The sequence below is a fragment of the Vitiosangium sp. GDMCC 1.1324 genome, from assembly GCF_003044305.1.
Classification (GTDB): domain Bacteria; phylum Myxococcota; class Myxococcia; order Myxococcales; family Myxococcaceae; genus Archangium.
Map to the genome: position 1 here is coordinate 93262 of NZ_PZOX01000006.1, position 24949 is coordinate 118210.

At 69.1% G+C, this 24949-nt stretch carries 26 protein-coding genes; 18 read left to right on the top strand and 8 right to left on the bottom strand.

What is annotated here, in order from left to right; genetic code table 11:
* The first annotated feature begins 88 nt into the window (after positions 1-88).
* The 7 genes from DAT35_RS62100 (at position 89) to DAT35_RS19330 (ending at position 6491) form a co-directional block, all read left to right on the top strand.
* A complete protein-coding gene (locus DAT35_RS62100) occupies positions 89-2323 on the top strand; it encodes a serine/threonine protein kinase (protein WP_158501782.1) in 2235 nt (744 codons plus the stop codon).
* A 103-nt stretch (positions 2324-2426) separates the two neighbouring features.
* Positions 2427-3368 (top strand): DUF2381 family protein, encoded by a 942-nt coding sequence (locus tag DAT35_RS19305; RefSeq protein ID WP_108068535.1) that lies wholly within the window; start codon positions 2427-2429, stop codon positions 3366-3368.
* A gap of 104 nt (positions 3369-3472) precedes the next feature.
* The gene (locus DAT35_RS19310) at positions 3473-3955 is read left to right on the top strand and encodes a hypothetical protein (protein ID WP_108068536.1); all 483 of its coding nucleotides are present in this window, start codon (positions 3473-3475) and stop codon (positions 3953-3955) included.
* Between the two features lie 80 nt (positions 3956-4035).
* Positions 4036-4614: a hypothetical protein gene (locus tag DAT35_RS19315; RefSeq protein ID WP_108068537.1), complete on the top strand. Its 579-nt coding sequence runs from the start codon at positions 4036-4038 to the stop codon at positions 4612-4614.
* Between the two features lie 43 nt (positions 4615-4657).
* On the top strand, positions 4658-5236 hold the full coding sequence (locus DAT35_RS19320; RefSeq protein ID WP_146209778.1) for a hypothetical protein: 579 nt from the start codon (positions 4658-4660) through the stop codon (positions 5234-5236).
* 43 nt (positions 5237-5279) lie between these two features.
* Complete coding sequence (locus tag DAT35_RS58205; protein WP_146209779.1) at positions 5280-5864, top strand: hypothetical protein; 585 nt, start codon at positions 5280-5282, stop codon at positions 5862-5864.
* A gap of 42 nt (positions 5865-5906) precedes the next feature.
* A complete protein-coding gene (locus tag DAT35_RS19330) occupies positions 5907-6491 on the top strand; it encodes a hypothetical protein (RefSeq protein ID WP_108068540.1) in 585 nt (194 codons plus the stop codon).
* An 18-nt stretch (positions 6492-6509) separates the two neighbouring features.
* On the opposite strand, the gene glgX is transcribed toward DAT35_RS19330, so the two are convergent.
* Positions 6510-8642: a glycogen debranching protein GlgX gene (gene glgX, locus DAT35_RS19335; RefSeq protein ID WP_108068541.1), complete on the bottom strand. Its 2133-nt coding sequence runs from the start codon at positions 8640-8642 to the stop codon at positions 6510-6512.
* Between the two features lie 218 nt (positions 8643-8860).
* On the opposite strand from glgX, the gene DAT35_RS19340 reads away from it, so the two are divergent.
* Positions 8861-9658, top strand: coding sequence for a DUF4142 domain-containing protein (locus DAT35_RS19340; RefSeq protein ID WP_108068542.1), 798 nt, complete (start codon positions 8861-8863; stop codon positions 9656-9658).
* Between the two features lie 56 nt (positions 9659-9714).
* On the opposite strand, the gene DAT35_RS19345 is transcribed toward DAT35_RS19340, so the two are convergent.
* Positions 9715-10263, bottom strand: coding sequence for a dual specificity protein phosphatase family protein (locus DAT35_RS19345; RefSeq protein ID WP_108068543.1), 549 nt, complete (start codon positions 10261-10263; stop codon positions 9715-9717).
* 201 nt (positions 10264-10464) lie between these two features.
* Between DAT35_RS19345 and DAT35_RS19350 the strand changes: the two genes are divergently transcribed.
* From DAT35_RS19350 to DAT35_RS58210, 5 genes are all read left to right on the top strand, one after another.
* Positions 10465-10932, top strand: coding sequence for a hypothetical protein (locus tag DAT35_RS19350; protein ID WP_146209780.1), 468 nt, complete (start codon positions 10465-10467; stop codon positions 10930-10932).
* A gap of 129 nt (positions 10933-11061) precedes the next feature.
* A complete protein-coding gene (locus DAT35_RS59010) occupies positions 11062-11220 on the top strand; it encodes a hypothetical protein (RefSeq protein WP_158501783.1) in 159 nt (52 codons plus the stop codon).
* Between the two features lie 142 nt (positions 11221-11362).
* A complete protein-coding gene (locus DAT35_RS19355; protein WP_108068545.1) occupies positions 11363-13420 on the top strand; it encodes a cation:proton antiporter in 2058 nt (685 codons plus the stop codon).
* A gap of 82 nt (positions 13421-13502) precedes the next feature.
* Positions 13503-13745: a hypothetical protein gene (locus DAT35_RS19360; protein WP_108068546.1), complete on the top strand. Its 243-nt coding sequence runs from the start codon at positions 13503-13505 to the stop codon at positions 13743-13745.
* Between the two features lie 96 nt (positions 13746-13841).
* Positions 13842-14588 carry a hypothetical protein gene (locus tag DAT35_RS58210; RefSeq protein WP_158501784.1) on the top strand — a complete coding sequence of 249 codons (747 nt, stop codon included), beginning with the start codon at positions 13842-13844 and terminating at the stop codon, positions 14586-14588.
* A 15-nt stretch (positions 14589-14603) separates the two neighbouring features.
* Here DAT35_RS58210 and DAT35_RS19370 read toward each other — a convergent pair whose 3' ends face one another.
* Positions 14604-15365, bottom strand: coding sequence for a pilus assembly protein N-terminal domain-containing protein (locus DAT35_RS19370; RefSeq protein ID WP_233261573.1), 762 nt, complete (start codon positions 15363-15365; stop codon positions 14604-14606).
* A gap of 64 nt (positions 15366-15429) precedes the next feature.
* On the opposite strand from DAT35_RS19370, the gene DAT35_RS19375 reads away from it, so the two are divergent.
* The gene (locus tag DAT35_RS19375; protein ID WP_108068548.1) at positions 15430-16761 is read left to right on the top strand and encodes a hemolysin family protein; all 1332 of its coding nucleotides are present in this window, start codon (positions 15430-15432) and stop codon (positions 16759-16761) included.
* A gap of 3 nt (positions 16762-16764) precedes the next feature.
* Here the strand turns inward: DAT35_RS19375 and DAT35_RS19380 are convergent, their stop codons facing one another.
* Genes DAT35_RS19380 through glgA form a run of 3 tightly spaced genes read right to left on the bottom strand, consistent with a single transcriptional unit; the run spans position 16765 to position 19621 of the window.
* Complete coding sequence (locus DAT35_RS19380) at positions 16765-17235, bottom strand: hypothetical protein (protein ID WP_108068549.1); 471 nt, start codon at positions 17233-17235, stop codon at positions 16765-16767.
* Positions 17235-18155, bottom strand: coding sequence for a serine/threonine-protein kinase (locus tag DAT35_RS19385; protein WP_233261574.1), 921 nt, complete (start codon positions 18153-18155; stop codon positions 17235-17237). Before DAT35_RS19385 ends, DAT35_RS19380 begins: the two co-directional genes overlap by 1 nt.
* A 35-nt stretch (positions 18156-18190) precedes the next feature.
* Positions 18191-19621, bottom strand: a complete 1431-nt coding sequence (gene glgA / locus DAT35_RS19390; protein ID WP_108068551.1) for a glycogen synthase GlgA — start codon at positions 19619-19621, stop codon at positions 18191-18193.
* 84 nt (positions 19622-19705) lie between these two features.
* Here glgA and pdxH point away from each other — a divergent pair, with 84 nt between their 5' ends.
* The gene (pdxH, locus tag DAT35_RS19395) at positions 19706-20290 is read left to right on the top strand and encodes a pyridoxamine 5'-phosphate oxidase (RefSeq protein ID WP_233261575.1); all 585 of its coding nucleotides are present in this window, start codon (positions 19706-19708) and stop codon (positions 20288-20290) included.
* 23 nt (positions 20291-20313) lie between these two features.
* Here pdxH and DAT35_RS19400 read toward each other — a convergent pair whose 3' ends face one another.
* Positions 20314-21324: an Rpn family recombination-promoting nuclease/putative transposase gene (locus DAT35_RS19400; protein ID WP_108068553.1), complete on the bottom strand. Its 1011-nt coding sequence runs from the start codon at positions 21322-21324 to the stop codon at positions 20314-20316.
* Positions 21325-21454: 130 nt separating this feature from the next.
* The gene (locus DAT35_RS19405; RefSeq protein ID WP_108068893.1) at positions 21455-22147 is read right to left on the bottom strand and encodes an SDR family oxidoreductase; all 693 of its coding nucleotides are present in this window, start codon (positions 22145-22147) and stop codon (positions 21455-21457) included.
* Positions 22148-22255: 108 nt separating this feature from the next.
* Here DAT35_RS19405 and hemG point away from each other — a divergent pair, with 108 nt between their 5' ends.
* The 3 genes from hemG (at position 22256) to DAT35_RS19415 (ending at position 24947) form a co-directional block, all read left to right on the top strand.
* Positions 22256-23620: a protoporphyrinogen oxidase gene (gene hemG / locus DAT35_RS19410; protein WP_108068554.1), complete on the top strand. Its 1365-nt coding sequence runs from the start codon at positions 22256-22258 to the stop codon at positions 23618-23620.
* Between the two features lie 89 nt (positions 23621-23709).
* Positions 23710-23850 carry a hypothetical protein gene (locus tag DAT35_RS59015; protein WP_158501785.1) on the top strand — a complete coding sequence of 47 codons (141 nt, stop codon included), beginning with the start codon at positions 23710-23712 and terminating at the stop codon, positions 23848-23850.
* Positions 23851-23900: 50 nt separating this feature from the next.
* On the top strand, positions 23901-24947 hold the full coding sequence (locus DAT35_RS19415) for a sensor histidine kinase (RefSeq protein WP_108068555.1): 1047 nt from the start codon (positions 23901-23903) through the stop codon (positions 24945-24947).
* Positions 24948-24949: the final 2 nt, after the last annotated feature.

Here is a 24949-nt window from a genome sequence, read left to right on the forward strand (position 1 = left end):
AAACTGACATTTCCGCCCTGAGACGCCCGCGGGTGTCCATGAGGTCTCAGCGGTCATGTTAGGGTGGCCCACCTCGGAGGTGGTGCGCATGAACGAGTCCGGTGCGGGTGGGCCCATGGAGGAGCGGGAGTGGCAGCGGGTGGCACGGCCACCGTTTCGCGAATCGCCGGAGGAGCACCTGCCCCAGGTGGGCATGGAGGTGGCGGGCTACCGGCTGGAGAGGAGGCTGGGCAAGGGGGGCCAGGGCACGGTGTTCCGCGCCCGGCGCGAGGGCCGGCTGTTCGCGGTGAAGCTCATCTACCTGCGGGACGGGGCGCACTGGGCCTGGCGCGAGCTGGACGTCATGGTGAAGCTGTGGCGCGCCGGAGGCCTGCCACTGGAGGGACACGGCCTGTGGCCCGCCCGGCGGCCCCGCTTCCTCTTCCTCGTCACCCCTTTCGTGCGCGGGCTGCCGCTGGACATGTGGACGCGGGTGATGAACCCCACCGCGCGCAAGATCGCGGAGTTGATGCTCCAGGCCGCGCGGCTGCTCCAGGCGGTCCACGCGGCCGGCGTCATCCACCGGGACGTGAAAGGGGCGAATCTGCTGGTCTACGGCGAGGATCGGCTGGTGCTGGTGGACTTCGGCGTGGCCACCTACGAGGGCGCGCCCACGGTGACGGGGCCCTTTCCCCCGGGCACCTGGCCCTACCTCAGCCCGAGGGTGTGGCGCGCCTGGCGCGGCGAGGAGGAGTCGAGCGATTGCCCGGGCGATGACGTGTGGGCACTGGGCGTGGAGCTCTACCGGATGCTCACGGGCCGGCTGCCCTTCCAGGGCAGGGAGGGCGCGCTGGTACAGGCCATCCTGCACCAGGAGCCGGAGGCGCCGCACACGTGCAATCCCCAGGTGCCGCGGGGGCTCGGCGAGGTGTGCCAGCGCATGCTGTGCAAACAGCCCGGGGAGGGGTACGCGGATGCGCGGGCGTTGGAGGTGGCGCTGGAGGAGGCGTTGAGACAGGCGGACGCGGCGTGGGACGAGCCGCTGTTCGAGGCCTGGAGTCCCCAGCACGCCACCACCTTGCGACAGGCCGACCTGTACCTGGCGGGCGAGGCGCTGGAGGCGCTCTACGAGCGGCTGGCCTCCTACGAGCGGCGGCCCGTGCGGGGCAAGCCCCTGCCCCCGGATGAACTGCCCACCCTGACCTCGCCAGGAGAGGAGCCGCCAGGGCCCGAGGCTCCGCAGGAGGCGCCGCCCGCGTGCGCCGAGGCCCCAAAGGAGGCCATGCCGCCCGTCGCGCCGGAGGTGGTGCCGGGAGCGGACGAGGCACGGGTGGATGCATTGCCGCTCGCGCCCGCCGTGGAGTCCTCCCGGCCTCCGGCACCTGGGGTGGACGAGGCACCTTCCGCGAGTGTCGCCGCGCCGGTGGCCACCGCGAAGCCACCACCACCCGTGAGCCTCCCGGAGGTACCCGCCGCGCGCTCGCGATGGGTGCCCTGGGCCACCGGTGTGCTGCTGGTGCTGGGCCTGTGCGTGGGGCTCGCCGTGTCCCTGGTTCCGCGCGGCTCCGAGCGGCCCATCTCACCAGAGGGGACACCACAAACCACATTACCGCCGGAGTTCTACCCGGTCACCCTGGAGCCGGGTGGCCAGGAAGTGGCGCCCCCGTGGAAGCGGCCGGAAGGTGATGGCGGCGCAGCGCCGGAAGCGGCACCCACCCCTGCGCCCGTCGCCCGTGCGACGCCCCCCGAGGACACGCGCGTGAAGACTCCACCGAAGGCATCCACCCCTCAGCAGTCCAAGCCGCAACCGAAGGAGTCGCGCAGCTCGGCCGGCACGGCGGGCGCGATCGCGATCACCTGCACGCTGGCCACCGGCTGCCCCAGCCCCACCGCGACTCAGGTGCGGCCCACGCCTCAGCCGGCCGCCCCGTGTCCGGAAGGCGCCTTGCAGGCCATGAAGGAGTTGGGCCTGCTCAAGCGCAGGGACCGCACTGGGTTTGTCTACTTCCCCGGGATTGAGGACACCCGGCAGAACGTCACGGTGCGCTCGGGCCCCGGCGCCAAACTGGTTCTTCGTACAACGACCTGGGGGATGCTGCCGCAGGGCACCGTGCTCTCCGGGGAACTCTTCGTCGAGCGGGAGCGCGTGTACGGCCGCTTCACCCAGGCCCACACGCCGGAAGGACACACGTACCCGGTATGCCTGGAGCTCTATGACTCCACCCGGGACGACCAGTGGGGCGTGCGCCGGGAGCCGGGCGGCACCGCCGACACCGCCAACATCGCTGGCGGCACGAAGCTTGAGTCGGTCGAGGAGTTCCAGCCGGTGGGGGAGCGCGAGTAGCGCACCGGCCGCGGACGGGCCGGACACGGGCGGACGGGAGAAGCAGCGAGGTCAACGTAGGAGGTCTCTGTTAGTCTGAGCCACTCCGGAGGTTCTCCCGCCCATGTCCGCGCCCCTTCCCGCCCTGCCCCTGCTGTTCGCGCTCCTCGCCACCCCGCCCGCCATCGCCCAGCCCTCCACCGAGGAGTGGGACCCGGGCGGCGAGCGGCACGTGGAGCTCACGGCGGACAGCGCCGAGCAGGTGCCCCCAGTCCCCATCGGACCCAATCGCGCCACCACGTTCGTATTCCACGCCCCGCTGCTGCCCGGAAGCGTGGTGGTGGAGGGGCGAGAATTCTTCTCGTCCGTGACGGTGGATGAGGGAGCGGGAGTGGTCAACGTGCTGCCCTCGGGGGCGCTGCCGCCGGGGCGGGAGTTGATGCTGACGGCGCGCTTCGCGGACGGCGCGCTGCCCGAGTGGGCCCGGTTGCGGCTGGTGGTGAGCGCCACCCGCGCCGAGCGGCAGGTGGAGGTGTACCGCCGGCCACGCTCCGCCGAGTCCTACCGTCAGGCTGAGCAGCAGGAGCGCGAGCGAGCCGAGCGGTGCGAGGCACGGCTGGTCCAGGTGGAGGCTCAGGGGCAATACGCCGGGGGATTCATGGGCCTGTTCGATGCCGGCCTGCTCGGCGAGGGCAAGGGCATCGCGGTGAAGCCCCTCACCCAGGACATCACTCAGCGACCTGGGGAAACCCTCCGGGTGCAAAGTGCCTGGAGCTACCGCGCCGAGAAAGCCAACACGGTGGCGGTGGAGTTACGGCTGGAGAACAAAAGCAAACAATCCTGGACGGTGGAGGGGGTAGAAGGGGCGGAGCTGGTGAGCGCGGAGGGCGAGCGGCTGCGAGTTCTGCGGGTGCATCTGCCCACTCCCCTTCTTCCGGGAAGCGAGGGCCGACTCGTGGTGGAAGCAGAGGCCACGAAAGCTCAATCCCGGGGCACCTTCCTCCTGAAGCTGGGAGAGGCGGGAGGGCCGCGTACCATCACCGTGCGCAATGTGACATTCCCGTGAGGGTTCAAACCCAGACACTCCATCCTGAAGTGATGACGGCCTCACGCGTCCCAGACAAGCAGGTCAGATCCCACTGGCAAGCTGTCCGTAGCAAAGGAGGCCTCATGCCTATCCGGCTCACAGTCGTTGCGCGTGGGATTCTGCTGTCGCTGGCGATTCTCGGAGCAGCCCAGCTCGCATGCGTCGGCGGTCACATCCCGCCGTCCATGTTCCAGTTCCAGAACGTCGTTCCCTACAGCGGCGATGGCAACGAAACAGGTGGATGGAAGGTCGCTCAGGTGCTCATCCTGCTGTCCCGAATTTCCCCCTCGTTTCCTGAATCCGCCACCTGCGACATCGAGGTGGGCGTTCCGGAAAGGAATAAAAAGGGGTGGGTTCTGGACGAATTCGCACAAACGGCGGCCGCCAAGGCGGCGGACGAGGCCGCACGCATCGTCCTGCGGGAGCAACTGCCAACCGCCCTGGCCTGTAAGCAGTTCAGGGAACACATGGAGCGAATCCTGACGGAGCTGGATGTCGGCCCCATCCCTGGAGCCAAGGTCACCAAGTTCAGAGCGGTAGGCGTCCACCCAAAGACGTTCCCGTGAAAGCGGAAGCCCCACGCGTATCGAACAAGGTAGAAGAGCCGAGCGCCCACTCCAACGCAACGCATCGGGGAACTCCGCGCATGAATCCGGAACTGACGGCCGACGCACTCGTCCATCTCGTCCACCGCTACTACCCGGCTGGCATCGACAGCGACGATCCTCTCTACGATGAGTCAGAAGAGGGCCAGCGCCTCCAGGCGCTGATCCAGAGTCACGTGAAACCCTCACCAGCCTGGAAGGGCTTCCTCGAGCGGCTCCGTCGCGAGTTCCCTGATTGCAGTCTTTGGGACACGACCATTCCGTACCATGACCCTTGTTACAGCGTCCGTGTCTCCCTGCCGGGGTTCGTCGTCGGAGACCCCCGGTACGACTGCGTCGTGTGCCTGCTGAGCCAAATCGCCCCGGTGTACGCCCTCTACGCCTCCCATTCAGATGAGAGCAGACCCGGGGGGTACTGGCTGCGCTTCCCACCGTTCCCCCCCGAATTCCAGTCCCACGAAGCCCGGCTCGCCGCGATCATCGAGTCCACCTTCGGATTCACCCGCCTGCCTAACGACGTCCTCTTCATCCCCGTACCGGACCTCGTGCCCCGAACAGCCAACTACGGGCTCGGCAAGGCTCAGCTCATCGACTGCCTCTTCACCAGGCACCGCTGGTGAGCCGCCTCGGTCAACCCACGGGAGCGAACCGAGGAGTTCCTCAATGCATCCGGAACTGACGGCCGACGCACTCGTCCATCTCGTCCACCGCTACTACCCGGCCGGCCTTCATAACGAGGATCCTCGTTACGACGTGTCCGAGGAAGGCCAGCGCCTCGAAGCGGTCATCCAACACCACTTGAAGCCCTCGCCCGCCTGGAAGGGTTTCCTCGAGCGGATCCGCCGCGAGTTCCCCGATTGCAGTCTCTGGGACACCACCATTCCACGCCATGACCCCTGCTACAGCGTCCGTGTCTCCCTGCCGGGGTTCGTCGTCGGAGACCCCCGGTACGACTGCGTGGTGTGCCTGGTGAGCCAAATTGCCCCGGTGTATGCCCTCTACGCCTCCCATGAGGATAGGAGTAAGCCCGGGGGGTACTGGCTGCGCTTTCCACCGTTTCCCCCCGAGTTCCAGTCCCACGAGGCCCGACTCGCCGCGATCATCGAGTCCACCTTCGGCTTCACCCGCCTGCCCAACGATGTCCTCTTCACCCCCGTACCGGACCTCGTGCCCCGAGTAGCCAACTACCAGCTCGGCAAGGCACAGCTCATCGACTGTCTCTTCACCGATCACCGTTGGTGAGCCTCCTTGGTAACCCCACCGGAACGAACCGCAGAGTTCCTCAATGAATCCGGAACTGACAGCCGACGCACTCGTTCAACTCGTCCACCGCTACTACCCAGCCGGTCTTCGTAATGACGAGCCTCGGTACAAAGAGTCAGAAGAAGGTCAGCGCCTGGAAGCGCTGCTCGAAAGCCACGTGAACCCCTCGCCAACCTGGAAGGGCTTCATGCAGCAGCTCCGTCATGAATTTCCCGACTGCTTTCTCTGGGACACGACCATTCCACACCATGACCCCTGCTACAGCGTTCGTGTATCCCTCCCGGGATTCAAGACAGGAGACCCCCGGTACGACTGCGTCGTGTGCCTGCTGAGCAAGCTCGCCCCGGTGTACGCCCTCTACGCCTCCCGCATGGAGCGGTCGACGCCCCCCGAGCTGAAAAGCTGGCTGCGCTTTCCACCGTTTCCCCCCGAGTTCCAGTCACACGAGGCCAGGCTCGCCGGGCTCACCGAGTCCACCTTCGGATTCACCCGCCTGCCCAATGACGTCCTCTTCATCCCCGTACCGGACCTCGTGCCCCGATCAGCCAATTACGGGCCCGGCGAGGCCCAACTCATCGACTGCCTCTTTACCTGCCACCGCTGGTGAGCCTCCTCGGTCTGCCCACGGGAACGAACTGCAGAGTTCCTCATGAATCCGGAACTGACGGCTGACGCGCTCGTCCAACTCGTCCACCGCTACTACCCGGCGGGACTCCTCGTCGATGAGCCTCAGTACAAGAACTCGGAGGAAGCCCAGCGCCTCAGGGCCCTGCACCTGGCCAACGCAACGGGTTCGCCGACCTGGAAGGAATTCATCCAGCGGCTGCGCGAGGAGTTCCCTGGTTGCTCCCTCTGGGACATGACGGTGCCCTTTCTCGACCCCTGCTACATCTGCCGAGTGTCTCTCCCGGGACGGGTGAAAGGAGCCCCCATCTACGACAGTGTCGTCTGCCTGCTGAGCCAGCTCGCCCCGGTGTACGCCCTCTACGCTTCCCACGTGCACAGGACGAATCCTCCCGAGCGCAAGAGCTGGCTCTGCTTCCCACCGTTCCCCCCCGATTTCCACGCACACGAGGCGAGGCTCGCCGGACTCATCGAGTCCATCTTCGGCTTCACCCGCCTATCCAACGACGTCCTCTTCACCCCCGTGCCGGACCTCGTGCCACAGACGGCCAACCTCGGACTCGGCGAAGCGAAGCTCATCGACTGTCTCTTCACCGATCACCGCTGGTGAGCCCCGCCTCGCGCCCCGTCACTCCCCCGAAACCTCGCGGAAGACGGCGAGGGACCGTCCGGTCAGCTCGAAGGCGCCGGCGGGCACGGGCTCCTCGGGGCCTCGCTGGTCATCCGCGGTGTAGAACTCGATGACCCACCGGGAGCCCTCGGCCGGGGGCGGCACGGTGAAGCGGACGGGCTCGTGGTGGGCGTTGAGCAGCACCAGCAGCGCGTCCCCGATGATGCGCTGGCCGCGCTCGTCCGGCGAGGGGATGGCGTCGCCCCCGAGAAGGAACGCGAGCGAGCGAATGAAGGGCTTCCTCCAGTCCTCCGGGCTCATCTCCGTGCCATCCGGGCGGAACCACGTCAGGTCCTTGTACTCCGAGTCCCAGATGTGTTTGCCCTGGAAGAAGCGTCGGCGTTGCAGCACCGGCTGGCGGTGGCGGAACTGGATGAGGCGCGAGGTGAACTCCAGCAGGGCCCGCCGGCGCTCGTCGAGGTTCCAGTCCACCCAGGACCGCTCGTTGTCCTGGCAGTAGGCGTTGTTGTTGCCGCCCTGGGTGCGTCCCATCTCGTCGCCAGCGACGATCATCGGCACGCCCTGCGACAGGAAGAGCGAGGCCAGCAGGTTGCGCTTCTGGCGCTCGCGCAGGGCGATGATGTCGCGGTCTTCCGTCTCGCCCTCCACGCCGCAATTCCACGCCTGGTTGTCGTCGGCGCCGTCGCGGTTGTGCTCGCCGTTGGCCTCGTTGTGCTTGTGGCTGTAGGTGACGAGGTCGTGCAGGGTGAAGCCGTCATGCGCGGTGACGAAGTTGATGCCGGCCTGGGGCCGGCGCCGCGCCTCCTGGTAGAGGTCCGCCGAGCCCGCGAGCCGGTAGCCCACCTCGCCCGCGAGGTTCTCATCACCCTTCCAGTAGCGGCGCAGGGCGTCTCGGTACTTGCCGTTCCACTCGCGCCAGGGCGCGGGGAAGCCGCCCACCTGGTAGCCGCCGAGCCCCACGTCCCATGGCTCGGCGATGAGCTTCACCCGCCCGAGCACGGGGTCCTGGTTGATGATCTGGAAGATGGGCGCGGTGGGAGAGAACTCGCCCTTGCCCACGCGGCCGAGCACGGTGGCCAGGTCGAAGCGGAACCCATCCACATGCATCTCCTCCACCCAGTAGCGCAGGCTGTCCACGATGAGCCGCGCGGTGTGGGGATTGGAGGCGTTGAGGCTGTTGCCGCACCCGGTGAAGTCCAGGAAGTAGCGCGCCTCCGGCATCAGCCAGTAGTAGGAGGCGTTGTCGATTCCCTTGAGCGACAGCGTGGGCCCCAGGTGGTTGCCCTCGCACGTGTGGTTGTAGACGACGTCGAGGAGAACCTCGATGCCCGCCGCGTGCAGCTCCTTCACCATCGCCTTGAACTCGTTGACGACGCCGCCCGGCGTGCGGCGGCTGGCGTACTGGTGCTCGGGGGCGAAGTAGCAGAGGGTGTTGTAGCCCCAGTAGTTGGACAGGCCCTTCTCCCCCAGGAAGGAGTCGTCGGCGAACTCGTGCACCGGCAGCAATTCCACCGAGGTGACGCCCAGCTCGAGCAGGTGCTCGATGACGGCCGGGTGCGCCAGGCCCGCGTAGGTGCCGCGCTGGTGCTCGGGCACCTTCGGGTGGCGCATGGTGAGGCCCCTCACGTGGGCCTCGTAGATGACCGTCTTGCGCCAGGGGACGTCCGGGCGGCGATCATTGCCCCAGTCGAAGTTGTCGCTCACCACCACGCACTTGGGCATGCCCGGGGCGCTGTCGCGCTCGTCGCGCATGAGGTCCTGCTTCTCGTGCCCGAGCACATAGCCGAAGACGGGCTGGGACCAGTCCACCTCCCCGTGGAGTGCCTTGGCATAGGGGTCCACCAGCAGCTTGTACGGGTTGCAGCGGTGGCCCTTCTGCGGCTCGTAGGGACCGTGCACGCGCAGACCATACAGGGTGCCCGATTCCAGCCCCGGCACGTGGCCGTGCCACGTGCAGTCGGTCGCCGCGGGTAGCTCGAACCGCTCCACCTCCTTCGATGGGTTCTGCGGATCGAACAGGCAGACCTCGACACGGGTGGCGGCCTGCGAGAAGACCGCGAAGTTCACCCCCGTCCCATCGAAGGTCGCGCCCCGTGGGTACGGCTTTCCTGGCCATACTTCCCTGGTCATACGCGTTGGAGTCCTTTCAAACGGAGTGCCCGCCGAATCTGGGGGCGAGCGCCCGGAACCGCACGCTTCCGTCCGACCGGGGACAGGTACAGCGTCCACCAGCCATCAAGAGAGAAGCCCCATCGTGTGGTTCCGCACGCATGGCACTCCGGGCCAATGAAGTCCGGCCCCAGCTCGCTCAACGTGCGCGCCCGTTTTCCTCACCAGGGAGTACGCACATGAAGCTCACGATTCAGGGTCTGCTTGTCGCTGGCACGCTGCTCATCGGAGGCTCCGCGCTCGCGCAGCAGGCGGGCAAGTCGCAGGAGGTGAAGAAGGGCACGGCCGATGTCCGGGGGTTCGTGGTGCCCACCGACGAGAAGGCCTTCCTCGAGCGGGTGCACCACATCAACCAGATGGAGATCAAGCTCGGCCAGCTCGCCCAACAGAACTCCACGAATCCGGACGTGAAGTCCTTTGGCGAGCGGATGGTGCGTGAACACACCGAAGCCGACCAGAAGGTGGTGTCCCTGGCCCAGAACCAAGGCCTGAAGCTGTCGGACATGCCCACGCCGTTGAACGACATGGAGAAGAAGGTCATGGCGGCCAACAAGGCCATCCATGAGGCGCTCCAGACGCTCAAGGGCGAGCCGTTCGACTCCTATTACATCTCCAGCCAGGTGGGAGCCCATGACGCCGCACTCGGCAAGCTGATGGCGGGCAGGCAGGCGATCACCGGCAATGCCCAACTCACCTCGCTGATCGACGAGCTGTCCCAGCACGTCGTCCAGCACCGGCAGCTGGCGTACTCGGTGCTCGGCAAGCTGGGCCCGAGCATGGGAGTCGGCGGCGCGGGGGAGAGCGGCACCACCGGCTCCGGCATGCACAAGGGCACCGAGCATGGCACGGGCGGCCACATGGGCACGCAACCGGGCAGCGGCTCCATGGGAACGGGGAGCACGGGCACCGGCAGCACTCCGAGCACCGGCAGCACTCCGAGCACCGGCACCCAGGGCACGCCGCAGCCCAAGAAGTAGCGCGGCTCCCTTCACGGGCCTCGGTGCGAGGGAGGAGGGGCGCTCGCGCCGGAGCGTCAGCCCACGGACGGAGATGGCCGCAGGTGGCTGTAGGCGAGGTCGGCCAGCTCATCGAAGGAGGGCGTGCTCCAGGGGAGCGACCGCGTCACGCGGCGCTCCTCGGCCCAGAGCATGAAGGTCTCGAGCTGCTCGGGACTCGGGGAGACGCGGGGGCGCGCGCGTTTGGCCAGGGAGAGCGCCTCCAGCGGTGCGTGACCGAGCTCCACCAACACACAGAGGGCCAGCAGCGCGCTGCGGCCGATTCCATGCTCGCAGTGGATGTAGACCTTGTGGCCCTGGGACAGGTGGCCGTGCACCCACTGTACGCCCTGGTCGAGCATCTGCCGGCGGATGGAGCACAGGTCCTCGGTGGGCAGGTGCAGCAGGGTGATGCCGTGCTCGCGCAGGACGCGCTCGTTGTCACAGGCCTCCCGGCGCACGTCGACGATGTGACGGATGGAGAGCCTCCGGGCCAGGTGCTCCGCGGCCTCGATGGGGAAACGCCCCCCCACGGCCAGCTCGGGTGTCACCCAATCCAGATTCAATGCCCAGGAGTGTTGAACCATCCGCGCGCCCCTCCCCCGCCCTCGAACATCGGGCCCCCGTGCGCCGCCGATGCTCGAAGCTAGGCACCGGTTCTGCCGGAATGACCGAGCACTCCGGTACGTTGACAGCACGCCCGCCTGGTCCTTGAAGCATCCGAAGCGAAGGGCACCTTTCGCCGGTGCCGTCCAGGTGGTAGTGATGTTCAGGAAGCATCAGCTCACATGGGAATCAACCACCGCTCACACCGGCCCGAAGCACGAGGGGCGCGATGGATGGCACTGGTGGGCGCGGTCTGCGCCCTCGGTCTGACCGTCCTGGTGGGCGTGTGCGCATCGGTTCCGGGTGTCCGGCCCATCGAGCATGTGGACGGCCGCTGGGTCCCCATCACACAGGAGGCGCAGCGCAAGGGCTCCGTCTCCGCCGATCTCCCCGGGCGCCAGGAGCGGCTGGTCGGCGTCCACGAGTCGTCGGCCCAGGGCCGGCTGGAGCTTCCACGTCTCACCCCCAAGCCCATCCCGCCTCACAAGCGGGTGGAGCCCCGCCACGACCTCGCGCAGGAGCCAGCGGTACGGCTCGCGGTGCACGCGAGGACACGCCTCTCGTACGTGGTGACAGCGAGCCACGGCCGGATCGCGGATCGGCCGGTGGTCGCCAACTGCCCCGCGCAAGGGCCTCCGCGGACCGCGTGACGTTCCGGTCCCCGAGGTAGACACGCACGGCCGCGAAGCCCCGCTTCGAACGGGACACGTCCGGCCGCGCTCGTGACTTCATCCCTTCACTCCGGTGCGCCAGTTTCCCTGGTGCGCGTGAGGCTCGCTTTGCGCAAAGAACAAGACGTCTCCCCTTCCTCCGCATCCATCGACACCCCCAACCCGCCCACGGAGCACGCGCACTGGCAGGTGGCGCGGCTCATCGTGGCCATGCTCGTCTGCGCGCTCATCGTTGGCGCGGCCATCGCGTACGACAAGTTCGGCTGAGCGGGAACGGGAGCGCCGGTACCACTTGACCGGCGGAACCGGCGCTCCCTACCCCGTCCACCCACTGTCCCCCCGAGCAGCCGCTCGGGTGGCCCGACGATTCCATTCCTCCAGTCCAGTTTCCTCTCAGGGGGTGCTCGCCATGCATGGTGCTCACGACTTCCTCAAGGCCCTCGCGATGGTGCTCTGCGTCGCGGCAGTGACGTCCGTCGTCTTCCAGCGACTGCGTCAACCCGTCGTCCTCGGGTACATCATCGCAGGGCTCATCATTGGTCCCCACGTCCCCATTCCCCTCGTGGCGGACCCCTCCATCGTCCAGACGCTGTCGGAGCTGGGCGTCATCCTCCTCATGTTCTCGCTCGGGCTGGAGTTCAGCCTGCGCAAGCTCTTCCAGGTGGGACCCACGGCGGGCCTCACCGCCGTCATCCAGTGCAGCCTGATGATCTGGCTGGGCTTCGTCGTGGGCCGGGCCTTCGGCTGGACGGCGAAGGAGAGCATCTTCACGGGCGCCATCATCGCCATCTCCAGCACGACCATCATCGCCAAGGCCTTCGCGGAGCAGGGTGTCCAGGGCAAGCTGCGGGAGATCGTCGTCGGCGTCCTCATCGTCGAGGACCTGATCGCCATCCTGCTGATGGCGACCCTCACGGCCATCTCCACTGGCGCGGGGCTCTCGGCGGGGCAGTTGACGCTCACCGTCGGCCGGCTGGCCCTGTTCCTGGTGGCGCTCGTCGGAGTGGGGTTGCTGATCATCCCGCGCACGGTGCGCGCCGTGCATAAGCTCGACCGTCCCGAGACGATGCTGGTGGCGAGCGTCGGCATCTGCTTCGCCGTCGCGCAGCTCGCGCAGGCGTTCGGCTATTCGGTGGCGCTGGGCGCGTTCCTTGCGGGCTCGCTCGTGGCGGAGTCCGGCAAGGAGAAGGATGTCGAGCACCTCGTGCAGCCCGTGCGCGACATGTTCGCGGCCATCTTCTTCGTGTCGGTGGGCATGCTCATCGATCCAGCGCTCGTCGCGCGCCACTGGGTGGCCGTGGCCGTGCTGACCGGCGTGGTCATCGTGGGGAAGTTCGTGGGCGTCGCCCTGGGCGTGTTCCTCACGGGCAATGGCACGCGTACGGCGGTCCAGTCGGGCATGAGCCTGGCGCAGATCGGCGAGTTCTCCTTCATCATCGCCGGCCTGGGCCTGTCGCTGAACGCCACGGGACAGTTCCTCTACCCGGTGGCCGTGGCGGTGTCCGCGATCACCACCCTCACCACGCCCTTCCTCATCCGGGCCTCCGGTCCGGTCGCCAACTTCGTGGACCGCAAGCTGCCCAAGCCCATCCAGACCTTCGCGGCGCTCTATGGAAGCTGGGTGGAGGAGCTGCGCACCGCGCCTCCGCGCCAGACCGCCGGCGCGAAGATCCGCCGGATGATCCGCCTGCTGGTGCTCGACGCGGCCCTGCTCGCGGCGATCATCATCGGGACGTCCGTGTGGCTCAACAGAATCACCTCGGCCCTCGAGAGCCGTATCGGGCTGGACGCCCCGGTGACACGCCTGCTCGTCATCGGGTTCGCGACCCTGCTCGCGGCGCCGTTCTGCGTGGGAATCGTCCGGCTCGCCCGTGCCCTGGGAATGCTGCTCGCGGAGACGGCCTTCCCCACGGGGATGGAGGGCAGACTGGACCGGGCCGCCGCGCCACGCCGCGCGCTCGTCGTGACGCTCCAGCTCGCGAGCGTCCTCATCGTGGGCGCGCCCCTCGTCGCCGTCACGCAGCCCTTCCTCCCCGGAGTGCTCGGCGGGGCCGTGCTGCTCCTGCTGCTCGTGGTGCTCGGCGTGGGGTTCTGGCGCAGTGCCACCAACCTCCAGGGACACGTGCGCGCGGGCTCACAGGTCATCGTCGCGGCGCTCGCGGCCCAGTCCCGGGTCAGCAACGAGAAGCATCACGAGGGGACCCTGAAGGACGTGCACGCCATCCTCCCGGGGCTCGGCGAGCCGACCCCCGTCCGGCTCGAGACGGCCAGCCCCGCGGTGGGACGGACGCTCGCAGAGCTGAACCTGCGCGGGATGACGGGCGCCACGGTGCTCGCCATCAAACGCGGCGAGCAGGAGGTGGTCGTCCCCACCGCGCACGAGCCGCTGCGAGCGGGAGATGTGCTCGCGCTGGCGGGCACGCACGAGGCCATCGACGCGGCCCGGACCGTGCTCGACGGGCGTTAGGGGCCGCGCATCGGAATGTGTCTGGGAGTGATGCTAGGATACACCCGCTGTACGAATGCAGCATCACGACAGGGGGACACAGATGAGCCAGGAGCACGATCGCAACATGGCCGGACAGGCACGGGCGCAGCACGCGGAGGACCAGCGGCGCGTCCGGGAGCTCGAGGCCAAGAAGGAGCAGATCGAGCGCGGTGGTCACGTCAAGGACTCCAAGCAGTACATGGAGAATGAGCGCGAGCTCGAGCAGGCCCGCAAGGACGCGCAGGCCTCCAAGGCTTCGGCGGACAAGCTGCAGAAGAACTACGACGACAAGTACAAGCGCTGACGCCGTAGGGAAGAGCAGCACCCGAGCCGCTCCCGGCCCGTCATGCCCCGGTCACGCGGTGTGACGGGCCGCCCTCGCCACCCCAAGGACCACCCCATGTGCATCTTCACCCGTGCCGTCGAGCACGTATCGGACACGAGCATCTTCGCGCGCATGGACGGCGCGCGGCAGTACCTCATCTACGACATGCGGATGACGTCCTCCGAGGACACCGCGATGACGCTGCCCATCCCCGTGGCGCCCGGCGCCCGCGAGGACGCGGTGCGGTTCATCGCGCTCGATGAGTACAAGGACTTCTTCCAGGACATGCGCGCGGGCTTCCCGGTGGCCACCCGCCTCACCCGGAACGCCGTCCCCACGCGCTCGCGCGGGCCGGCGCTCGAGGTCCAGACCGTGGGAGCCTTCGAGGCGTCCTTCGTCCCGGGGCTCGCGGACTTCGAGCGGTTGGATCCACGCTTCCGGCTGCCCACCGAGACGTGGACCCGCCTGGGGCGCTATCAGGACTTCGGCTTCGTGGTGTTCAAGCTGCGCGCCGGAAAGGCCCTCCAGGTCCACCCGATGGCCTTCTCGTTCCCCACCCGGGACCCGGAGCAGCTCTTCTTCCCCACGGTGCATGTGCATGACGGGAAGATCCACGGGGAGGCGGAGTTCGATCACGGCCTCTACTACCAGGCGGAGAACGGCGGCCGCCCGAAGTTCAGCAACGTGCTCAAGTCCGAGAAGCCGGCCCAGCAGTTCCTGCGGGTGGAGCGGACGGGAGGCGCCGTGCGCGGGGACCTACCGTGCCACCGCATCGAGCTCCGGGGCGTGCACAAGAACCTGGACACGCACGTGAAGCTGTAGGCGGCCCGGCCCTGCTCAGCGGCCGGCGTCGGCGGAGGTGCCCGCGTCGGGCGGTTCCGGCCGCTGCACGGTGACGCGGTCCTCCAGCGGTACGCGCCCCACGGACTGGCGGAACAGCTCCCACAGCGCCCGGCGATGGCCCTCCGGCGTGGTGGTGCCCTCGAGCACCACCCCCGCCCCGTGGAAGCTCGCGCTGAGGCCCAGGCCCTTCAGCGTGGGCGCCAGGACCGCGAGCTGCTCCTGCAACAGGGGCAGTTCGAAGGTCAGCTCCAGCTCTCGCGCGAGGTACGCGTCCGTCTTCAGCAACGTGCGCAGGGCCTCGCGGCAGCGCGCGTCCTTCACCTCCGCCGTCAGGGAGCGCTCGGAGCCCTCGGAGGCCTTCAGCCCCGGGCAGGCCTTGCGCGCCGCGGCCAGCTGTTCCTTGGAGGGCTCGGGCTCGGGAAGCCGTCCCGGCGCACCCACCACCAGCCGCCACACCGCGAACTTCCCCTCCGCGTACAGCAGCAGCAGCGTGCGCCCCGGCTTCACCCCCGTGAGCAGCAACTCATTGCTCCCCTCGAGCACCTCCGCCGTGGCGATGGACGGGTCCTCCACCTCCACCCAGTCCACCACGCTCAGCTTGTGGAAGCGCTCCTTGCCCACCTCCAGGGGCACCCACAGGTCCACCGGCCAGGCACTGGCCCGGGGGGGCAGCAGCGCCAGCAGGAGGGCGGCCAACGGGGCGAGCCATGGGAAGACCCCCATCGGGGAGAAGAAGCGGCTCACTGGTGGACGCATCCGCATCCATATCCTCTCGGAAAGTGTGCGAGTCCTCTTACCACGGGGTATGTAGAGAAACCCTATGCCTACCTGGGTCCTCTGGACCGCCTGCCTGGCGCTCGTCGTCCTCCGGGGCTTCATCGCCGCCGCCGAGTCCGCTCTCTATGGGACCTCCGACCTGCGAGCGCAGGAACTGGCGAAGTCCCACCCTGGCGCCGGCGGCCGCGTGCTGCGGCACAAGACCGAGCGCGAGGCCACCGCCACCGCTCTGCGCGTGGGCATGGTGCTCAGCGGCTTCCTCGCCGCCGCCATCGGGGCCTTCGTGCCGCCGCAGCTGCTCGACTTCACCCGCCTGGGCGAGGCCCCCTGGCTGAACCTGGCCACCGTGCTCGCGGGCTCCCTGCTGGTGGGCCTGCTCGCCACGCTCGTCGAGGTGACGATGCGCGGCCTGGCCAATGCCGGCCCCGAGCGGTGGGCCCTGCGCCTGGCCTGGCTCGTCTCGCTGCTCACCGTCCTCTTCTATCCGCCCATGCGCCTGCTCATGGGTCCCATCAACCTCGTGGCCCGCGGCTTCGGCCGCACCCTGCGCTTCGAGCCCCCGCCCCCTCCGCTCGAGGAGTTGGAGAAGCTGCTCGCCGCCCAGGCGGCCAAGTCGGAGGTGGACCAGAGCGCGCCCCAGCTCATCCGCTCCATCTTCGAGCTGTCGGACAAGCGCTGCCGCGACGTGATGGTGCCGCGAACCGAGGTGGTGTGCGTGGACATCTCCACCCCGCCCGACGAGGTGCTGCGCCTGCTGGCCGAGGAGAACCACTCGCGCATCCCCGTGTACCGGGACGACGTGGACCACATCCTCGGCGTGCTCCACGCGCGGGACTTGATTCCGCTGCTCCAGCACCCCGAGCTCATCGTCCTGCAGGACACCATCCGTCCGGCCCACTTCGTGCCGTGGCTGAAGCCGATTGGAGATCTGCTGCGCGAGATGCAGCGGCAGAAGATCCACATGGCCATCGTCGTGGACGAGTACGGCGGCTTCATGGGGATTGTGACGTTGGAGGACATCCTCCGGGAGATCGTCGGCGACATCGGCGACGAGTTCGAGGTGGAGGAGAAGCTGGTGGAGAAGCAGCCCGACGGCAGCGTGCTGGTGGACGCGGCCATGGACGTGGAGCGCTTCAAGCAGACGTTCGGCTTCGCGCTGCCGGACGGCGACTACGACACGCTGGGCGGCTTCCTGTCCTCGCTGGCCGGCCACCTGCCGGACGTGGGCGAGCGCTTCACCTACAACGGCTGGGTCTTCACCGTGCACGCCAAGGAGGGCGCGCGCATCGACCGCGTGCGGATGACGAAGCTCAAGGCGCCCACCAAGGAGCCCACGCCCACCAAGGAGCCCGCGACCCAGGAGCTCAAGGTCTGAGCCTCACTCCGGCGCGGGCACCACGGGCCGGAAGTACGCGAGCCTCAGGGTGCGCTCGGCGCGGAAGGGCAGCAGGCGCACCGTCTCCCCAAAAGTCAGCGCCACTCCGCCGCTCACCTCCACCCGCCAGGTGCGCGGCTCCACGCCGGACCCCGCGGGTTCGGACTGCAACGGGAAGGACACGGTCAGGGGACGCCGCTCGTCCGCGGCCAGGGGCTCACGCACCCCGCGCGTGCCCACCGCATAACGCCGCCCGTCCATGCGCAGCTCGAAGTCCACCCCCGTCACCTCCGCGTCCCAGAAGGTGGGGTTCTCCACGTCCAGGCGCAGCGTGAGCTGGCCGGAGCCCTCCGGCGTGAAGGCCAGGCCCACCTCCTCCACCCGCACGGCCTTGTCCATGGCATGCGGGCGCAACGTCACCCCGGCGCACCCCGACACCCACGGCAGCAGCAGCAACCACGCGAGCCGGTGCATCAGCCCCCCAGGAGTGGCTTGAGCGCCTCCACCGAGAGCGGCCACCCGGCCCGGCGTGCCAGCACCTCCAGGGCGCGGATGAACTCCGCGGCCGTCTGGAAGCGCCGCGCCTTGTCCGCGAAGAGGGCCTTGCGCACCACCTGCACCGCGTAGTCCGGCAGCTCCGCCTGGAGCATGGACAGCAGCGGCGCCCGCGCATCCCTCACCCGGTGCATCAGCTCCGCCTCGTTGTCCGCCGTATACAGGCGCCGGTTGGCCAGCAGCTCCCAGAGGATGACGCCCACCGAGTACAGGTCGCTGCGCGCGTCCACCATCTGGCCCAGCACCTGCTCCGGGCTCATGTAGGGCAGCGTGCCGCGCAGCGCTCCCGCGTCGCCCCGCATCACCCCCTCCACATCCGCCACGCCGAAGTCGGTGAGCTTCACCTCCCCGGCCACGCTCAGCAGGATGTTGGCGGGGTTGACGTCGCGGTGGACGATGGTGCCACCGCCCTCGCCCACCTTCGCGCGGTGGATGTAATCCAGCCCCTTGAGCAGGCACCAGGCGATGTAGCAGGCGGCCTCCGGCGGCATCGCGGCGCCCGCCTTCACCAGCAGTTCCTGCATGAAGCCCAGCGTCCGGCCCGGCACCAGTTCCTGCACCATCAGGTAGTCTGGCCCCGCCTTGAAGAGGCGGAAGGTGCGCACGATGTTCGGATGGCGCAGGCGCACCGTGAGCTTCGCCTCGTCGACGAAGGCCTTCACGTAGGCGCCATCGTTGCGATACGTGGGCAGAAGCCGCTTGAGCACCACCTCGTCCGGTTCTCCCGGCGAGCGCTGCGTCGAGGACTTTGCCCGTACCTGGTACACCTCGGCCATCCCGCCTACTGCGAGTCGGCCGACGACCTCGTACCCACCCAGGTCCGCTGCTTGCTGCGACACTCCCTCAGCCTACCCTGGTTTTTATTGAAGCCCCACTATTCCGTCAGCAGGGAAGCGAAGAGGCGCTCGTACTTGCGTGCCGAGGCGGCCCAGGAGAAGTCCCGGGACATGCCCCGGCGCCGGAAGGCCCGCAACCGCTCCGGCTCGGCATAGAGGGCTTGCGCCCGCCGCAGGGCCGCCAGCAGCGCCGAGGGGTGGAAGGCCTCGAAGAGGAGGCCATCCCCGTCCAGCCCGCCCTCCACCGTGTCGACCAGGCCCCCCGTGGCCCGGACGATGGGCACGGTGCCGTAGCGCAGCGAGTACATCTGGTTGAGGCCACACGGCTCGTACCGGCTGGGCATGATGAAGAAGTCCGCCCCCGCTTCCACCAGGTGGGACAGCCCCTGGTCGAAGCCGACGAAGGTCCCCACCTGCTCGGGGAACTGCCGCTGGAGGGCGCTCAACCCTTCCTCGTAGCGGCCCTCGCCGCTGCCCACCGCGACGAAGCGGATGTCCGAGTGGAGGGCCTGGGGCAGCACCTCCAGGAGCAGATCCACCCCCTTCTGCCAGGCCAGCCTCGAGACGATGCCGAACACCGGGGCCTCGGTGTCCGGCCGCAGCCCGAAGCGGCGGAGCAGCTCGCGTCGGCAGGCGGCCTTCCCCACCAGGTCGTTCGCCCCGTAGCGCGCCGGGAGGTACGAGTCCGTCTCCGGGTTCCACTCCCCCACGTCGATGCCGTTGAGGATGCCGGTGAGCATGCCCTGACGCCGTCGCAGCAGCCCGTCCAGGCTGGCGCCTCCCTCCGGCTGTTGAATCTCCTTGGCGTAGGTGGGCGACACGGTGGTGAGGGCGTCGGCGAACTGGATGCCCCCCTTGAGGAAGTTGACGGTGTCGTAGAACTCGAGCCCCTGCTCGGCGGTGAAGAGCTCCCAGGGCAACCCCAGGTCCTCCATCACGTGTTTGCCGAACTGCCCCTGGTAGGCCAGGTTGTGGATGGTGAGCACGCTCCGGGCCCGGGCCAGGGACGTCCCCTGGTAGCCGCGCTGGAGCGCCACCGGCACCAGCCCCGTCTGCCAGTCGTTGACGTGGATGATGTCCGGGGTGAACCCCAGGCGCTGGGCGGCCTGGAGCGCGCCCATGGAGAGATAGGCGAAGCGCCGGTGGTTGTCGCCGAACTCGCCCCACGCGTCCCCGTAGATGCCGCCGCGGCCGTAGAAGTGCTCGTTCTCCAGGAAGAGGATGTCCAGGCGGGGCGCCTGGTGCAGGGAGAGGATGGGTCCGCGCACGGTGCCGAAGGGGAAGCGCAGCTCCAAGTGGTGGCCGGTGGGGGTGAGGCGCTCGGTCTTGATGGACGCGTAGCGGGGGGTGATGACCTTCACCTCGTGACCGAGCGCCGCGAGCTCCGCGGGCAGGGAGCCGGCCACGTCCCCGAGTCCGCCCGTCTTGGAGTAGGGCGCGACTTCGGAGGACACAAAGAGAATCTTCATGGAATGAGACGATGCCGTGTGGGGCGGACGAGTCAACCCCAACGCGCGGCTCGCACTCCGGGAACGGGTTGGTATGGTGGGGGCGTGGAGATACCCAAGGATCCCTTCGAACGCTTCGCGGCCCTCTACGAGGAGGCGAAGCGCGTCATTCCCGTCGACCCCAACGCCATGGTGGTGGCGTCGGTGGGGCCCGATGGCAGGCCGTCCACGCGCGTGGTGCTGTTGAAGGACTTCGACGCGCGGGGCTTCGTCTTCTACACCAACCTGGAGAGCCGCAAGGGGCGGGAGTTGCTGGGCCACCCGTGGGCGTCGCTCTGCTTCTTCTGGCAGCCGTTGGAGCGCCAGGTCCGGGTGGAGGGACGAGTGGAGCGGGTGTCGGACGCGGAGGCGGACGCGTATTTCCAGAGCCGGGCTCGCGGCAGCCAGGTGGGTGCGTGGGCGAGCCAGCAGAGCCAGCCGTTGCCGTCGCGCGAGATGCTCGAGAAGCGCGTGGCGGAGCTCACGCGCGAGTACGAGGGAAAGACGATTCCCCGGCCCCCGCACTGGTCGGGCCTGCGGGTGGTGCCCGACCGCATCGAGTTCTGGCACGCGCGTCCGAGCCGGCTCCACGACCGGCTCGTCTACCTGCGCGAGGGCAACGGCTGGAAGACGCAAGCCCTCTACCCGTGAGCCGACCCGCTCCGGGGGGGCGCCTAGCGCAGGGCCTCGGTGAGGCTCGCGGCGGTGAGGGCCTGGACGAGCCAGCGCTGAAGCGTCCCCAGGTCCTCACACCCCTCCAGACGGGCCCGCTCCTGGGGGCCCGGCGTCAACCCACGCTGCCGCAGCAACTCGTCCAGCGCGGCGCGCATGGCCCTCAGGCCCTCCTGTCTCCCCTCCTGTCTCCCCTCCTGTCTCCCCTCCTGCCGTCCCTCCTGTCTCCCCTCCTGCCGTCCCCGCCGCAGTCCTTGCTGCAGTCCTCGCTGCTCGCCCTCCCTGGTCGCGAGGGACAGGGCGCCACGCTCATCCTGGATGGCCATGCCCGCGCGGATGTAGGCGTCCCACTCTTCCTCGGTGAAGCCCGCGGCACGCGCCGCCTCCAGCGCGTCCACGAACGGCCGCTCGGCCAGCACCTCCGGCACCATCTCCAGGTTGTCCGCCTCCCGGAAGAAGTAGGCCCACTTTTCCACGGGCGTGCGCGGAGGCCGGGTGGTGTCATACTTGGGCAGCTCGAGGAAGATGAACTGCAGCTGCCCCAGGCCACGCGCCCCGCTGTGCTGCTCCTGCATGCACCAGCGGCTGAGCATGGGCACGTGGGGCGACTCGGGCCGGGGCCACAGCTCGAAGTCGCAGATGGTCACGCCAATCACGTCATCCAGGTCCGGGTAGTGCTGCCCCCGCTGAAGCTGGGTGGTGTAGGCCTTGGCCACGTTGTACACCACGCGCTTCTCGAAGCCCTCGACGTTGAGCACCTGCATCTCCACGACGTAGCGGGTGCCGCGTGCGTCCACGCACTTCACGTCGACGATGGAGCTCCTGAGCTCCTGCACGACGGGCCGCTGCTCGGGCGAGAGCAGCTCCACCTCCACCACGCGATGCGCCTCGTCCAGCTCCAGCAGGCCATTGAGCAGGGCCATCAACAGGGGCTTGTGCTCCTCGGTACCGAAGAGCTTCTTGAAGACGAAGTCGGTTTTCGGGTCCGCGAACAGGGGGCGCATGGCTCTCATGTAGCGCGCCTCGTGCCGGTTGTCGCCCCGGCTGGCCGGGCAGCGGGCGGGCCGCCGTACCGCCCCCGAGGCCTGGCACTCGCTAGCGGCCCCCTACCTCTACAGTGGGACGAGGTGGGATGACCTCAGACTACCAGGGCAGCTCCTGGCCCTCGTGGCTGAAGAAGCGCCCGCCATCCTCCGCCTTGAGCCGGTCGATGACGTTGATCATCCCGCGCACGGACTCCTCGGGGCGCAGCGGCGCCTGCGGGCCGCCCATGTCCGTCTGCACCCAGCCCGGGTGCAGGGAGATGGTGACGAAGCCCTCGGCGCGCAGCTCCAGGTGCATGTTGCGCATGGCCATGTTCATGGCCGCCTTGGAGATGCGGTAGCCGTAGGAGCCTCCCATGCCGTTTTCGCCGATGGAGCCCATCTGCGAGGAGATGTGGATGATGCGCCGCGCCGAGCCGCGCCGCAGGGCTGGCAGCAGCGCGGCGGTGAGGCGCAGGGGTCCCAGCGTGTTGACGGCGAAGGTGTCGGCCATCGACGCGTAGTCGAGCCCGGTCAGCGTCCCGTCCTTCCCGTAGACACCCGCGTTGTTGATGAGCACGTCCAGGGGCTCGCCCTGCTCCACGGCGGCGGCGAAGGCGTCCACACTCTTCGGGTCGGAGACGTTCAGCCCGTGCACCCGGAGCCGGCCTCCCGCCTCCCGGACGAGACCCTGGAGCTGCTGGGCCTCGGCAGGTGAGCGGACTCCGGCATCGATGGAGTCACCCCGGTTGAGCAGCTGACGAACGAACTCGAGACCCAGACCCCGGCTGGCACCAGTGATGGCATAGCGCATGGCCTCCATTAAACGCGGCCTCCACACGGAAAGACATGACGCTCCGCGGCACTTGACCGGGAGTAACAGGCGGAGGAAACCCGGATTGCACCGGGAGTGGAACCAAGCATGAGCGTCGTAATCATTGGAGGCGGAATCAGCGGTCTGGCGCTGGCGCATGGACTGCGCTCGCGGGGAACCGGGGTGACGCTGCTGGAGGCGGGCCCGAGGTTCGGGGGCTACATCCAGACGCACAGCCGGGACGGTTTCCTCACCGAGGCGGGGCCCAACAGCTTCGTGGACCGCGAGCCCACGCTGCGCCAGCTCGCGGCGAGCCTGGGCATCGAGGGCCGCATCCGAGCGGCGGACCCCGCGGCGAAGCGGCGCTACGTCTACACGCGGGGCAGGCTGCGGCAGTTGCCCATGTCGCCCCCGGCCTTCCTGAAGTCGGACGTGGTGCCGCTGGGGGCGAAGCTGCGGATGATGGGCGAGCCCCTCACCCGGCGCGCACCCGAGCGGGACGAGTCGCTGGCGGACTTCGGGCGGCGGCACGTGGGGCGCACGGCGACGTCGGTGCTGGTGGATGCGATGCAGACGGGCATCTACGCGGGCGACGTGGAGGCGCTGAGCGTGGGCGCCGCCTTCCCCAAGGTGCTGGAGCTGGAGAAGCAGCACTGCAGCCTCGTGCTCGGCATGGCGCGCACGCAGGCGGCGGCTCGCAAGGCTCCTCCGCCTGGCGAGGGCACGCCCAGGACCTCGGGAGCGGTCTCCTCGTTCGATGGAGGCCTCCAGGTGCTGGTGGACGCCCTGGCCCAGGCGCTCGGACCGGCGGCGCGCACGGGGGCCCGGGTGGTGGGGCTGCGGCGCGAGGGGAACGGCTGGAAGCTCGCGGTGGAGGAGCGCGGGCAGCAGGCGGAGCTCGCCGCGGACCAGGTGGTGCTGGCGGTGCCGGCGTACGCGGCGGCGGAGCTGCTGCGGCCCCTGGACGAGAAGCTCGCCACGCAGGTGGAGGGCATCCCCTACGCCCCCGTCGCGGTCGTGCACCTGGGCTTCGCACCGGGCGCCCTGCCACCTCCGGACGGCTTCGGCTTCCTGGTGCCCGCGGTGGAGCGACGGCGGGTCCTGGGCGTCATCTACGCCTCGTCGACCTTCCCCTGGCGTGCCGAGGGCGGACGCATCCTCTTCACGTGCATGATAGGCGGGGCGAGGAGGCCGGACCTGGTGGAGCTGGACGACGCGGCGCTGGTGACACTCGCCCGCGAGGAGCTACGGGAGCTGGCCGGAGTCTCGGCCGAGCCCTCCTTCACCGAGGTCTTCCACTGGAAGCGGGGCATCCCCCAGTACAATGTGGGCCACCTGGAGCGGGTGTCGGCCATCGACGCGGGCGTGGCCCGCTGGCCCGGGCTGTACCTCACCGGCAACGCCTACAAGGGCGTGGGCGTCACCGACTGCATCCGCAACGCCAACGCGCTGGTGGACACGCTGGCGCGCTGAGCGAGGGGCCTCGGAGACCGCTCACCCACGGTTTGCGACCGCTCGGCCACCCGGTCTCCCATGTCAGAGGCGGACGAGACACTCTGGGGATGACCCCCACCACCCCGGAGCACACCATGGCCTCGCCCCGCCGTGCCCTGCTCGTCCCCCTGGCCGTCCTCCTCTTCCCGCTCGTCCTGTTGGGTGCACTGGCGCTCGGCGTCACGGAGACCCGAGCCGCCCGCTCGTGAGCCCCACCGCCTGGGCCCGGCCCGGGTGGTATGCTTCCTCCCCGTCCGCCATGAACGAAGGCTCCATCGTCCGCGCCACCCTCAAGGCGCTCTTCGTGCCCAGGCGGCTGCTCCCCATCGTCCTCATCAGCCTGCCGCTGGTGGCCGCCCAGGTCCGCTTCAGCTACGACCCGATGGCCGCACCGCTGGGGATTCTCCTGTGTGCCCTCTGCGTAGCCGTGGCGCCGGTGTCCTACCGCGTCATCTTCCCCGAGGGCCTCGACTTCAGCCACGGCGGCGTCCGCCTGCTGCTGTACGCCACCGTGGGCGTGGGCGTCGTCCTGTCCGTGGGCGTCGTGGTGCCCAAGCTGCTCGACATGGGGCCCACCTTCCTCACCGACCGGTACAGCCTCGCCGTCTGCGCGGCCCTCTTCCTCGTGGGCGGCTGGGGCCTGGGCCGGGACATCGGCTTCGAGGAGAGCCTCGCGCACGAGCGCGCCCGCGCCGCCCGGCTCGAGCTGGAGGCCGAGCAGGCCCAACTGCTCGCCCTGCGCAGCCACCTGGACCCGCACTTCCTCTTCAACACGCTCAACGCCATCGCCGAGTGGTGTCAGACGGATGGGGCCGTGGCCGAGGCCGCGGTGCTGCGGCTGTCCGCCATGCTGCGCAGCGTGCTCGCCGGGGTGCGCGCCGCCACCTGGCCCCTGGAGCGAGAGCTGGAGCTGGTGCGCACCCTCTTCGAGCTGCACCTGCTGCGCGACCCGGACCTCTTCCAGCTCTCCGTCGAGGTGGCTCCCGGCCTGGAGTCCTTCCCCGTGCCGCCGCTCGTCCTGCTGCCGCTGGCGGAGAACGCGGTGAAGCATGGGCCCGCAGCCGGCCACCGCGGGCTCATCTCCCTGTCCGTCCAGGCGCGGCAGGACGCGCTCGTCTTCACCCTGGAGAACCCCGGCGCCTCCAAGGGACCTCGCGAGGGCAGCAGCGGCCTGCCTACCGTGGAGCGCCGGCTCGCCCTGGCCTACGCCGGTGGCGCGAACCTCGCGCTCAGCAGCCAGGACGCGCGCACCCGCCTCACCGTCACCCTGCCCCGCGGCGGCCCCATCCCCGGCGTCGTCACCTGAAC